This is a genomic window from Rothia mucilaginosa (assembly GCF_049990865.1).
Lineage (GTDB): Bacteria > Actinomycetota > Actinomycetes > Actinomycetales > Micrococcaceae > Rothia > Rothia mucilaginosa_I.
In genome coordinates this window covers 1601805-1614667 of sequence record NZ_CP188231.1, presented here as the reverse complement: position 1 = coordinate 1614667, position 12863 = coordinate 1601805, and the positions used below count along the sequence as shown (strand labels likewise).

The 12863-nt window shown below is 56.8% G+C and carries 11 protein-coding genes; 7 read left to right on the top strand and 4 right to left on the bottom strand.

Features of this window, described 5'->3' with window-relative positions; translation table 11 throughout:
- Positions 1-81 precede the first annotated feature (81 nt).
- From ACP3RB_RS06265 to ACP3RB_RS06235, 7 genes are all read left to right on the top strand, one after another.
- The gene (locus ACP3RB_RS06265) at positions 82-2325 is read left to right on the top strand and encodes an N-acetylneuraminate synthase family protein (RefSeq protein ID WP_070600621.1); all 2244 of its coding nucleotides are present in this window, start codon (positions 82-84) and stop codon (positions 2323-2325) included.
- Positions 2326-2342: 17 nt separating this feature from the next.
- Positions 2343-3467, top strand: coding sequence for a glycosyltransferase family 4 protein (locus ACP3RB_RS06260; protein ID WP_426698819.1), 1125 nt, complete (start codon positions 2343-2345; stop codon positions 3465-3467).
- Entirely contained in the window at positions 3464-4795 is a 1332-nt protein-coding gene (locus tag ACP3RB_RS06255) for an O-antigen ligase family protein (RefSeq protein WP_311452457.1), read from the top strand. Before ACP3RB_RS06260 ends, ACP3RB_RS06255 begins: the two co-directional genes overlap by 4 nt.
- Positions 4788-5696: a glycosyltransferase family 2 protein gene (locus ACP3RB_RS06250; protein ID WP_311452456.1), complete on the top strand. Its 909-nt coding sequence runs from the start codon at positions 4788-4790 to the stop codon at positions 5694-5696. The genes ACP3RB_RS06255 and ACP3RB_RS06250 overlap by 8 nt, the downstream gene beginning before the upstream one ends.
- Before the next feature lie 4 nt (positions 5697-5700).
- Positions 5701-6744: a glycosyltransferase family 4 protein gene (locus tag ACP3RB_RS06245; RefSeq protein WP_311452455.1), complete on the top strand. Its 1044-nt coding sequence runs from the start codon at positions 5701-5703 to the stop codon at positions 6742-6744.
- A 65-nt stretch (positions 6745-6809) separates the two neighbouring features.
- Positions 6810-7763, top strand: a complete 954-nt coding sequence (locus tag ACP3RB_RS06240; protein WP_311452454.1) for a glycosyltransferase family 2 protein — start codon at positions 6810-6812, stop codon at positions 7761-7763.
- 12 nt (positions 7764-7775) lie between these two features.
- Positions 7776-9023: a glycosyltransferase gene (locus tag ACP3RB_RS06235; RefSeq protein WP_314728792.1), complete on the top strand. Its 1248-nt coding sequence runs from the start codon at positions 7776-7778 to the stop codon at positions 9021-9023.
- 87 nt (positions 9024-9110) lie between these two features.
- On the opposite strand, the gene ACP3RB_RS06230 is transcribed toward ACP3RB_RS06235, so the two are convergent.
- From ACP3RB_RS06230 to rfbA, 4 genes are all read right to left on the bottom strand, one after another.
- Positions 9111-9419 (bottom strand): PqqD family protein, encoded by a 309-nt coding sequence (locus ACP3RB_RS06230; protein ID WP_005506945.1) that lies wholly within the window; start codon positions 9417-9419, stop codon positions 9111-9113.
- On the bottom strand, positions 9416-10273 hold the full coding sequence (locus tag ACP3RB_RS06225) for a nucleotidyltransferase family protein (RefSeq protein WP_060824873.1): 858 nt from the start codon (positions 10271-10273) through the stop codon (positions 9416-9418). Before ACP3RB_RS06225 ends, ACP3RB_RS06230 begins: the two co-directional genes overlap by 4 nt.
- A 112-nt stretch (positions 10274-10385) precedes the next feature.
- Complete coding sequence (locus tag ACP3RB_RS06220) at positions 10386-11858, bottom strand: polysaccharide biosynthesis tyrosine autokinase (protein ID WP_311452451.1); 1473 nt, start codon at positions 11856-11858, stop codon at positions 10386-10388.
- Positions 11859-11954: 96 nt separating this feature from the next.
- On the bottom strand, positions 11955-12815 hold the full coding sequence (rfbA, locus tag ACP3RB_RS06215; RefSeq protein WP_311452450.1) for a glucose-1-phosphate thymidylyltransferase RfbA: 861 nt from the start codon (positions 12813-12815) through the stop codon (positions 11955-11957).
- Positions 12816-12863: the final 48 nt, after the last annotated feature.

The window sequence follows — 12863 nt, the reverse complement described above, 5'->3', positions numbered from 1 at the left end:
GCGGCAATACCTCGTCTGCCGCTCCCGGCTTGACCGGCACTCAGGCATTCAACTAAACACTCAAACGAAAAGGTCAAAATCGTGATTATTGAACGCAATATTGCCCCCTACGTGGTCTTCGCTGAAGACCCGATTCTCAACGCTCTGCAGAAGATTTCTGCTAACGGCCAGCGCATCATCTTCCTGGTGAACGAGTCCGGTATCCTGCGCGGTTCGCTCTCTGATGGCGACTTCCGTCGTTGGCTGATTGCTAACCCCACTGCATCCCTGGAGACCAGCGCCCTGGACGCTGCAAACACCAACCCGCAGACCGCACCGGCTGACGCTGATCCCGAGACTCTGCGCGCATACTTCGCGAAGGGTATCAACCACGTGCCGCTGACCGACGAGCGCGGTCACCTCGTGGCGCTGGCAATGGATGAGCAGGACGTTCTGCGCATCGGTAAGCACACCATCAGCGAGGATTCCCCCTCCTTCATCATTGCTGAGATTGGTAACAACCACCAGGGTAGCGTTGACTTCGCTAAGGAACTGGTGGATCTGGCTGTTGAGTCCGGCGCGGACGCTGTGAAGTTCCAGCTGCGCGACATGGACGCTCTGTACCGCCAGCGCGGTGCAGCAACCGCAGGTGAGGACCTGGGCGTTCAGTACACCCTGGACCTGCTGTCCCGCTTCTCCCTGACCGTTGACCAGATGTACGAGGTCTTCGACCACGTCAAGCAGCACGACATGGACATCATGTGCACCCCCTGGGACGCACCCTCCGTTCAGGCGCTGGTTGACTACGGCATCCAGGGCATGAAGATTGCTTCTGCTGACCTGACCAACCACGAGCTGCTGCGCGACGTGGCTTCCCGCGGTCTGCCCATGCTGGTTTCCACCGGTATGAGCCGCGAAGAGGAAATCCGCGAGTCCGTGGCTCTGCTGCGTAACGCTGGCGCATCCTACGCTCTGCTGCAGTGCCAGTCCGCATACCCGGCACCCTTCAAGGACGTCAACCTGGCGTACATGGACCGCCTGGCTGAGATTGGTCAGTGCCTGGTCGGTTACTCCGGCCACGAGCGTGGCTACCACGTGCCGATCGCTGCTGTTGCTCGCGGTGCGAAGATTATTGAGAAGCACTTCACCACCGACAAGACCCTCGAGGGTAACGACCACACCGTCTCCCTGCTGCCTGAGGAATTCAAGGCAATGGTTCAGCAGATCCGTGAGGTTGAGGCCGCTATCGGTTCCGCTGCTCCTCGCGAGGTGTCCACCGGTGAGCTGATGAACCGCGTGAACCTGGCAAAGTCCCTGGTCGCTACCCGCCACATCGCTAAGGGCGAGGTCGTGACCGAGGCTGACGTTGCTGTGAAGTCCCCCGGCCGCGGTCTGCAGCCGAACTACCTGCCCCAGCTGCTGGGCCGTACCATGCAGCGCGACGTTGAAGAAGGCTCGTTCTTCTTCGAGGGCGACCTGAAGGATGACCTGGTGACCCGCCGCGACTTCAAGTTCGACCGTCCCTGGGGTCTGCCGGTTCGTTACCACGACTACAAGCCGCTGATTGAAGAGGCGAAGCCGGACTTCCTGGAGTTCCACTTCTCCTACAAGGACCTCGAGATTAACATCGACGATGTCTTTGACTCCAAGCTGGACATGGGCTTCACCACCCACCTGCCCGACCTGTTCGCAGGCGACTTCCTGGTGGACCTCGCGTCGAAGGATCCCGAGGTGTGGGAGCGCTCCATCGCTGAGGTCCAGCGCACCATCGACATTACCCGTGACCTGACCCGCTACTTCACCGTAGACGAGGACCCGGTCATGGTCGTGACCATGGGCGGCTTCACCAAGGACAAGCACATCCCCGCTGCTGCACGTGCTGAGAAGTACGAGCGTATCGGTGAGGCGCTGAAGCGTCTGGACGCATCCGGCGTTCGCTTGGCGGCTCAGACTCTGCCCCCGTACCCCTGGCTGATGGGTGGTCAGCAGTACCACAACCTGTTCCTGGATCCGAAGGACACCGCAGAGTTCTCGCGTGCATTTGACACCGCCCTCTGCCTGGACATCTCTCACACCATGCTGGCATGTAACTTCCTGAACATTCCGCTGTCGGAGGCTGTTGAGCAGCTGGCACCGCTGTCCATCCACCTGCACCTGGTGGACGGCACCGGCGTTGACGGTGAGGGTGTTCAGGTTGGCGAAGGCGATGTCGACTGGGCATCCCTGGGTAAGCAGCTGCGTGAGCTGGCACCGAAGGCATCCTTCATTCCCGAAATCTGGCAGGGCCACATCAATAACGGTGAGGGCTTCTTCACCGCGCTGGACCGCCTCGAGAAGTGGCTGTAGAAAGTAGACACTCACTCATGAATTCAAACGGATTTCCCACTGCCCTGTGGGTCGTTCCGGTTCCCGATTTTGGTGGAGTAGCTCGGCACGTTGTCGATATGGCACGTGCCGGGCTCCCCGGCTTTAACCTGGTGGTTCTCGCACCCGAAGGTAAGCTCACGAGCCGCCTTGAGGAACTGGGCGTCACCGTCATCAAGGCTGAATTTGGCCCCGACTACGGTTTTAAGACTTCCTTTACCTCTCTGCAGAAGGCTATTGAGCAGCTCCACCCGGATATTGTGCACAGCCACCTGGCGTATGCGGACGTTGTAGCGACCGCCGTGGTGAATGCTCTGCGTATCCGTAGCGTGATTAAGCGCGGCACCTGCGTGCCGAAGCTTCTGACCACTGAACACGGTATCGCCGGTAATGACTCGGTGTACCACGGTAGCTCCTGGCGTTCTAAGCTCATGGAGACCGTACACCGTGTGCGCCTGTGGGGCACTGACCAGGCGATTGCTGTTTCCCGTTCCACTGCTGATCAGATGCGTGCCAAGTGGGGCGCTCGCGGCGTGGAGCTGGTGTACAACGGCGTGGACATCCCCGAAGTGCACGCGGCTGTTGAGCAGCAGCGTGTACCCGCTGAGGGCGGTCCGCGTATTCTTTCGCTGTCTCGTCTGTCCCCTGAGAAGGGTATTGACGTGTTGCTGGACGCTTTTGCGCAGCTTCGTGCTGATTACCCGCAGGCTCATCTTGAGATTGCGGGCTCTGGCGATTTGGCGTCCGAGTTGCAGGCTCAGGCGCAGCGTCTGAACCTGGGCGATTCGGTGACCTTCAGCGGCTTTGTTAACTCGATTGAGGCGATGGGCCGTAGCGACATGATTGTTCAGCTGTCGGTGTGGGAGAACTGCTCCTACACTCTGCTGGATGCTAAGGCAGCCGGCCTGAAGACGGTCGCTACCGCTGTGGGCGGCAATCCGGAGATTCTGGGTGCCGACGAGCTGGTGGACCGCCAGAGCGCAACCCTGACTCAGGATGTTCTGCAGGCTATGCGCCAGCAGCTGCAGAAGAGCGAGTCTGAGCCTTTCACCTGGATTTCGAATGAGCAGATGGCTGCTCAGACAGTTGATATTTACGCACGTGTACTTCGAGGAGGCCGATGATGAGCCAGACTTCGCAGGTTTACGCGCACTTGAATGAGCCTGTTGAGAAGCCTGCGGTTTCGCGTTTCTCTGAAACCGTGTCTCACGGTAGCGAATACATTCGCCATCAGACCAGCCAGATCCGTATGCCTGAGTTCATCATGGCATTCCTCTTGCTTTTTGGTGATGCGGTACCGGGTCTTGGTCTGCCCTTCAACCAGGTGGTCGTTATAGTGCTGGCTGTGTATGGTCTGACTCGTAAATCGACTTTTGACGTAAGCCATTTTTCGGGTCTGCGCGCCATCATGTTTATCGCGATGGGTTATCTCGCAATCGTTTCAATTAACGGTGTGCACTCTGAGGACGCCTCCGACTGGACTCGTCGTCTGATTCGTCTAGTTGCTGCGACAGTGTTGATTTGGACTATTGCTGCTGGGCGTCTGCATATTCGTTCTATTGTTCTTGGATACTCGACGGCGATTCTTTTCAACGCGGTAGCTTACTTTGCTGGTTTTGCTCCAGTAACGGGATACTACGGTTACCTGACTGGTTGGCTGGGTGATAAGAACTTCTCGGGTCTGGTGTACTGCCTCTTTGGTTTGCTGCTTCTGAGCTTCGCCCGTAACAAGATTGAAGTCATTCTTACCGTTGTGGTTTTCTCTGCTTTGCTGTGGGCTACAGGTTCTCGTACCTCTATTGCGGCGTATGTTGCAGGCTTGATTTGGATTGTCATCGCGAACCGTCTGAAGACTTTCGGTCGCATTGCCTTGGGTGTGGCCCTGTACTGGCTGATTGATATTTTGACCAGTGACTACGCACGCTCCGGTGTCTTCGCAGATCGTACCGGTACGGATGCGCTTCGTTCGCTGATTGACCAGGCATCTGAGATTAAGGTTCAGGCTTCTGGCTTCTTCGGCCAGGGGTTGGGCGAGGCATACGTGTATCTGGTTCATACTGGATCGAAGACCTGGTTCCTCCATAACTCGTACTGGTCTGCTCTGATTGAGGGTGGCTGGCCATGGATGATTCTGGTCGTCGCCATCACTCTGCTCTTTATCGTGAACGTGTTTAGCGGCAAGAAGACTCTGCCGCCAAAGTTCTACGTCGTGCAGGGTGCTGGCGTCGCCATCATGATTTGTGCTTCTCGTCTGGGTGAGGTGTTCTACACCTGGCCGTGGGCCGTCGTCTGTGGTTTGGCTTTGCGCGTGTTGTTGATTGAACGCGAACAGCGTTTGGGTACTGGCCACGATGAGGCGAGTATCGAAGGCTTCGACGAGCGAATTGAAATTCGTGAGGCGGAAGAGAAGTTGCAGCACGTTGCGCCGGTGTGGAAGGAAGAAAATGTCTAAGATTAATCGAACTCCTGAAGTTAGCGTCATTATTTGTGCACTGAATGCAGTGTCAACTCTTCCCCGCCAGCTTAAGGCTTTGGAGAACCAGGAAACTGAGCTTCCGTACGAAGTGATTCTGGTAGACAACGGTTCAGATGATGGCACCCGCGCCGTTATGGAAGCGTGGGCTCAGGAACCCCGAGAGAATAAGTTCACGGTCAAGGTCGTGGACGCCTCCGCAACTCCGGGTATTCCCGCGGCCCGTAACGCTGGTGCACGTGCCGCATCCGGTAGGGTCTTAGCATTCTGTGATGCTGATGATGAAGTATCTCCCCAGTGGGTTCAGGCGTTTTCAGATGTGCAGGATAAGGAACTGGCAGGTGGCTGGATCCGCGCTTTTGACGCTAACGGCACCCCCCGCCCTGACGCCTTTGGCAAGGGTTTGATTGCTACTCCTTATCTGCCGCACGTAGGCAACTGTAACTGTGCTATTACCCGTGCACGCTTTTTCGAAATAGGCGGCTATGATGAGTCCCTTCCTCGCTACGGCTATGAGGATGTGGATATTTCGTGGCGCCACCAGGAAGCTGACGGCGTGATGCGCTTTATCCCTGAAGCAGAGATTCGTTTTACTCTCTCGGAGGGGAAGAGCTCTATCCGTAAGAAGTATGAGCTGGGTGTGGGACGTGTGCTGATGGCCCGTCGTTTTCCCAAGTACGATTCTGCAACGTATTCGTTGAAGTCTACTGTGACTGGTAGTGTTCAGCAGTTGCTGAATATTCTGCGTCAGGCTGTGACCCAACGTAAAGTTGTTCGTCGTGATGTTGCCAACTGGGTTGCTTCGTTGGGACGTATCCGCGGAAGTATCAAATATTCCGGTAAGAATTATGTACCTGCCCGTAAGCTGGTGAAGGAGTAGAAGGATGGAGAAAGAACTCTACATCGCCACCAATAACGGTGACATGGGTGGCGGCGAGGTCATGCTCCTGAACATTGCTCGTGCAGCCCGTAGCCTTGGCTACAAGGTCACTATCGTGGGTCCTTCCGAGCCGAAGCAGCTTGTAGAAGCCGCTGCGGATGAGGGGTTCCCCCGCATTGTCTTGCCGGCTAAGAACCGCGCACAGTACATGGTTGCTCTGCGTAGCTGGCACGCTCGTCACAAGGACGTTCTACTGTGGTGTAACGGTCTGGTCCCGGCAGCGGCAACGGGCGGTCGTAAGAACCGTATCGTGCACTTGCACCAGCTTCCTACCGGTGTGAACGCAAAGCTCGTACCCTTTGCCCGCCATAAGGCGTCTGTCACCCTGGTCCCGAGCCGCTATGTGGCTCGCGCCTGCCCCGGCAGCGAGCTGTTTGCGAACTGGGTCAACGGCGTATCCACCGAGCTGGATCACCGCGTGGGGGAGCGCCGACTCCGCGTCGGTTACCTGGGGCGTTTGACTCCGTCTAAGGGTATCGCGACCCTGTGCCAGGCGATGAGCTCCTTGAACTCTAACAGCATTGAATATGACCTGGTGATTGGCGGCGAGCCTGTCTTCGCATCTGACGAAGAACGCGCCGAGGTTGAGGACGCGCTAGCCCGTGTTGCTGCGTTCAGCACTCGCTTGGGCTGGACTACCCCGGATCGTCTTTTCGGTGACATCGACATGCTCGTTGTACCTTCGATTGCCCCTGAGTCATTCGGTCTGGTGGTCGCTGAAGCGATGAGTGCACGCGTCCCTGTAATCGTCAGTGATGCTGGTGCGCTATCGGAGGTGCTGGGCGGTGCATCGTACCCGTACGTTGTGCCTGCTGACCAGCCGGTAGCTCTTGCACAGGCTATTAAGAGCCTGGGTACTGAGCTTCGAGAAGACACGGAAGCACTGGCAGAGCGAACCTCCGAGCTGTTCTGGCGTTGGCAGGAGAACTACTCACCTGAAGCAGGTAAGGTCCGTGTCGGTGAGATTCTGGAACGTTTTATCCGCTAGGGTGCTTCTAAACTTATAGATCATTCCCAGCGGATATCCTCTCGCTCAAACCCCGAAGGAAAATTATGACGACTACCCACCGCTACAAGGCTGCGGTTATCATCCCCTCTCGCGGTGGTGCAGATATTCTGCACTACCCGCTGGATGCGCTTACCGCCCAGACCGAGAAGGACTTCCAGGTTATCGTGGTCCTCGACGGCGATATTGATAACAGTGAAGCTGTGCTTGACCGCTACATTGCAGAAGGCAAGCTGAACCTGACCAAGATTGTTTTTGAGGAGAACCGCGGTCGCGTGGCAGCGCTGAACGCTGGCCACCGTGCCGCTGATGCGGATATTCTCATCCGTTGCGATGACGACCTGCAACCTGACCCCAACTACGTTGCGAACCACCTCAAGTACCATGAGGCTCCTGGTGAGCACGGCGTGATTGGTATTTACCTGAACCAGTTCCCGGACACTCCTTACTCTCGTGTGTACGGTAACTACCGCGACCAGAAGTTCCGTGAAGCTGCGTACCAGGTTGCGCCTGATAAGCGCTGGATTTACTGGGCTGGTAACGTGTCTATGTCGAAGAAGCTCTTCGATGAGATTGGTGGCTATGATCCCGCGTACCGTCTCTACGGGTGGGAAGACGTAGACATGGGTTACGAGGTTGCTCAGCACGGTGGCGAAATCCATATTGCCCCTGAACTGGCAACTAAGCACTACGTAGCTGCTACCACCACTGCTGTGCGTGCCCTGCGTGCCCTGCACTCGGGCTCTGCCCGTACCATCTTCGTGCGTAAGCACGGTGAGGAAGCACACCCCGCCCCGAACCCGACGGGTGCGTGGGGTTTGCTGGTCAAGATCCTCGCTCGTTTCACCACCGAGAAGACCATTAAGGCTCTTGGCGATGCGAGCGATAAGATTCTGCTGAAGCTGCCCGCTAAGGCTGCTGAGAAGCTTGTGGCGCTGCAGGTTGAGGCTGCATCCTACGCTGGTATTCACTATCCTGAGCGCGCTCAGAAAGTTTTCTAGGAGGAAAAGAAAATGTCACTCACTCAGCTCTTGACCTCCGCTCCGTTTACCGGGCCGAAGAATCCTGACGCGGTGCTTGCTGATATCCCGAAGAGCCTCAAGAAGCTTGGCAGCCTGGCGCGCCGTTACGTGCCGCTGATTAAGCCTGAGGCGACTGAAGAGATTGCGATTGCCCACGACTATCTGACTCAGCGCGGCGGCGCGGAGCGTGTTGTTCTGGCGATGCACCGTGCGTTCCCGGACGCACCGATTTACACGACTCTGTACGATCCGGAGGGTACCTTCCCCGAGTTCAAGGACGCGAAGATTATAACGAGTCCTTTGAACAAGATTGGTTACCTGCGTCGTAACCACCGTATGGCGTTGCCGATTTTGCCGTTTGCTTCTTCTTTCTTGAAGGTACCGGCTGAGCGTGCTGTGGTGTCGACGACTGGTTGGGCGCACGGCTTCAACTTTGCTGGCCGTAAGTTCATTTACTGCCATTCGCCGGCGCGTTGGCTGTACCTGAGCGATCAGTACCTGGGTGAGAAGAGCACCGGTCCCGTGCCGCTGCTGCTGAAGACTCTGCGTCCTGCACTGATGCTGTGGGATCACTGGGCGGCTCACCGTTCGGCGGTGTACGTAGCGAATGCGAGCGTGATTAAGAAGCGCATCGAGAATGTCTACGGAAAGAAGGACGTTCCGATTTTCTTCCCGCCGCACTCGGTAGATACCACCGCACCGGTTGAGCCTATTCCGGGTCTGGAAGAGTTCACCGAATCGGACGATTACTTCCTGATTGTTTCGCGTCTGCTGCCCTACAAGAATGTTGATAAGGCTGTTGAGGCGTGTAATGAGTTGGGTAAGAAGCTGCTGGTGATCGGTCGCGGCCCGGAGAAGGAACGCCTGGAGGCCCTTGCTGGCCCGACTGTTCGTATCGCTTCGGGTGTCTCGGATGCGCAGCTTCGTTACGCGTACCGTCACTGCTTGGCGCTGCTGGCTATCTCTTATGAGGACTTCGGTATTACTCCGCTGGAGGCGGGTGCTAGCGGCAAGGCCGTGATCGCCTACCGTGCGGGTGGCTTCCTGGATACCATTCAGGAAGGCAAGACCGGTATGTTCATCAATCAGCCGACCGTGGAGCAGTTGGTGGAGGCCCTCAAGGCTTTCAACCCGGATGACTGGGATGCTGAGTATATCCGTGAGCACGTTGACGGTTTCTCGGAGGCTCGTTTCATCAGCCGTCTGAGGACGTACGTGCAGGCTCTGCCTGAAGACTAAAAGAGCTAGACGACTCATAGAAGAAGGCGGGGCGGTAGAACTATAAAAGTTTCTACCGCCCCGCCTTCTTTGTGTCTTCTGAGAGCCTTAGCGGGCTTCTAGGAGCCCCTTGGAGAGCAGCTCGGGAATAAAACCCTCAATCTGCGGCCCCATAGTTTCTATGGGCTGTTCATACATTTCGCAGAGTACGTCGATAGCGTCCTGTAGAGACATTGGGTCTTCAAAAATACTCCAAATAATGGAGGCTGAATCCTGAAGGACAGACAGCTCACCGTTGGCAAGATTCGCAAGATACGTTGCCGTGGGGGAGTACTTAGCGAACTCTTCAGAATGAACGTACGCGATGTTCTCGGGGATACCGTAGACGGTCTGACGGGAATCTACCGGATTGCTCATTTTTTCACCTTGATTCCGAAACGCTCAAAGAACTTGGCACGTATCTCTGCCTTGGTGGGGGTACGTCCCAGCTGCATCGCCAAGTGGTCCTTATTCACGAGGAAAATGTTCTTGAGAGTGCGTAGCTTATCGTGCAGGGTGGTCGCCGACTGCAGGCGCCCAATCCACTGAATATAGTGGGGGACGTCCTGTGAGACCGACAGCCACAGCAGGTAGTCGCGGTCGTCACGGTACTGCTCCAGACCGCCCATAGCCGCGCTATATGCCAGGGAGGAGTCAAGCTCCTCCGCACGGGCTCGCAGGCGCTGCCAATCGCTGTACGAGAGCAGGGAGACCAGGTAGTTAATATCTGCGCTGTAACGGGAGGCAGCGCGAGCGCGGTGAAGCACTACGAGAAGACGCGCATCCAGGTCACTGGGGACAGTGCAGGGACGGTGAGCAATCATACGGGTCTTGCGCGCCGCCCAGATACGGTCGAAAGCCTTCTCGTAGTCGCCGTGGCGTCCCAGACCGGGGAAGAAACGATGAATATCGGTCAGGCCCCATGAAGCGTGGTAGAGCGTCATCGCGTGCTCGAACACGGAACCTGTTTCGAAGTGGGCTTGGATACGCCATCCATCTGCCAGAAGGATCTCTACAAAGCGGTCCACGTGAGAGGGACGGACGAGTAGGTCAGCGTCGGAGCTGTACCTGCCCTTGCGGTAAATTTCCTGGGAGAAAGCGTAGCCTTTGACATGCAGAATATCGATGGAGTGCATGTCGGCAATCCGCTGGAAGTAGGCGTGCGCAAGCCGAATCCGTGCCGCGAGCGGAGTAGTCTGCGGCTCCGGGGTATTGGGTGAGTGAGTGGTCACAATAGCCTTTCGGTGCACATGTATACCAGATAAGTATAAGGCGGGATGGACAGAAAATACTGCCCATCCCGCCCTAAGTTGCTCCCTATGATTTAGGGCGCTTATTACGTTATTACTTCTTGGTCGAGGACTTCTTTGAGGACTTCTTATCGCCGTCCTTGCTGTAACCGTAGTAGGTTGCATAACCAACGTAGGCGCTTGCGTAACCGAAGCCGTAGTAGGAGTTACCCAGACCCTTACGGGGTGCACGGTTCAGAACCATACCGAGGAGTTTCGCGTTGACCTTCTTCAGGATGCTTGCAGCCTCAGTCATCTGTTCACGGTGGCTTCGGCCGATAGAACCAACGAGAATCACGCCATCCACGGAGTGTGAGAGCAGCGAAGCGTCGGTCACGGGCAGCAGCGGCGGAACGTCGACGACCACGATGAACTCTTCGGAGAGCTCGTTAATCAGCTGACGCATCTTATCGGAGCCCAGAAGCTCGGAGGGGTTCGGGGGGATACGGCCTGCAGGCAGGACGAAGAGGTTCGAATCGCCCAGCTGGTGCACAGCGTTAGCAATCTCGACCTGGCCAGCCAGAACCTGGGTCAGACCGACCTTAGCGTCGAGTTTCAGCTTTTTAGCCACGGTCGGGCGGCGGAGGTCGGCGTCAATGAGGATGACGGGCGAACCTGCATCAGCCATTGCGCGAGCCAGCGCCAGCGACACGGTCGACTTACCTTCACCGGGCACTGCGGAGGTGACGATGAACGAACGCGGGGGAGTGTCAACGTTCACGAAGCGCAGGTTGGTGCGCAACTGACGAATGGATTCCTGCGCGATGTGGTCGTCGGTGTTGCCGTTAACGATGTTTTCTTCGTTTAGGTCGTCACTGACGGGCAGAACACCCAGGATGCTCGCGCCGGTTGCCTTGGTAGCATCGTCACGAGTGCGGATGCGCTGATCCAGTGCGCGGCGCAGGAAGATCGCCAGGTACACCAGACCAAGGCCAGCAACAGCACCGATGAGCACGTTCTGCTGGTAATTCGGAGCTACCAGCGGGGGGTTCACGCTTGCGTTGTTCAGCGGAATCACGCGAACGGTGTTGTTGGTGGTCGGGGATGCGGCGGTGTTTTCGCCGTTCACCAGTGCCTGAGCGTTACCGGGGTTCTGCTCAATTTCCTTGATGTAGTCGGCGGTAGCCTGCAACGCACCGTTAGCGAGCAACTGTGCGTTCTTCGGGGAAGAAGCCTGCGCGCTCACGGTAATCAGTGCAGCGTTGTCACCAGCGGTTGCGGTGAGGCTCGCGCGAATCTGACCGGTGCTCAGGGACAGCTCGGGGTTGTTCTGCTTAATCTTCTGTGCCACGGCCTCAGAGGAGACGATAGCAGCGTAGGAGCGAGCGCGCTCCTTAGCAGCCGAAGAACCCGAGAGAACATCCACCGTACCGGACTCGCCCACGGTCACGTAGCCCGAGGACGAAGCAGCGTAGACCTTCGGCTGGAGAGAGGCATAGCCGAAGCCCGCTGCGGCACCGACAACGATGCCAATGATCAGCAGCCAGAGGTTAGCCCTCGTAGTGCGGAAAAATTCCAAAATGGTCATGGTAGTGAGAATACTCCAGAAAGTTTGAGTTAGTGTACCTGCAACGTGGAGTGTTGTTGCAGGCGGTGAAGGGATACGAAGATCCCCCGGTGTTTATTAGCGGAGCAATCCGAGCAGGTAGCTACCGTAACCGCTCTTAACGAGGGGGGTAGCGATGTCGCGCAACTGCTCATCGGAGAGCCAACCGTGGCGCCACGCAATTTCCTCCGGGCAACCAACTGACAGGCCCTGACGGTTCTGAACAGTGCGGATGAAGTTAGTGGCATCAGCGAGTGAATCAAAGGTTCCGGTGTCGAGCCACGCGGTACCGCGAGGCAGAACCTCAACCTTCAGTTTACCCTGTTCCAGGTAGACGCGGTTGAGGTCAGTGATTTCCAACTCACCGCGCGGGGAGGGCTTGATCTGGCGTGCATACTCTACAACCTTCGAGTCGTAGAAGTACAGACCCGGAATAGCGTAGTCGCTCTTGGGGTTTTCAGGCTTCTCTTCGATGGACAGCGCGTTGAAGTCCTCGTCGAAGTCCACCACACCGTAGGCGCGAGGGTCAGCAACCCGGTAAGCGAAGACGGTTGCGCCGTCCTTCTGCTCGTAGGTGGCAAGCTGAGTACCCAGACCAGGACCGTAGAAGATATTGTCGCCGAGCACGAGTGCCACGGGGTCGTTGCCAATAAAGTCTGCGCCCAGAATGAATGCCTGTGCCAGGCCATCCGGAGAAGGCTGCACCTTGTATTCGAGATTAATACCGAAACGGGAACCGTCACCGAGCAGCCGCTGGAACTGCTCCTGATCGGTAGGAGTGGTAATAATCAAAATATCGCGGATACCCGCCAGCATGAGAGTGGACAGCGGGTAGTAAATCATCGGCTTGTCATAGACCGGAGTGAGCTGCTTGCTAATACCCTGAGTGATAGGGTGCAAACGGCTTCCGGTACCGCCGGCAAGAATAATTCCCTTCATAACATCTTATTGTGTCATGTTTATCTCGTTGTCGAGGCATAAAAATCA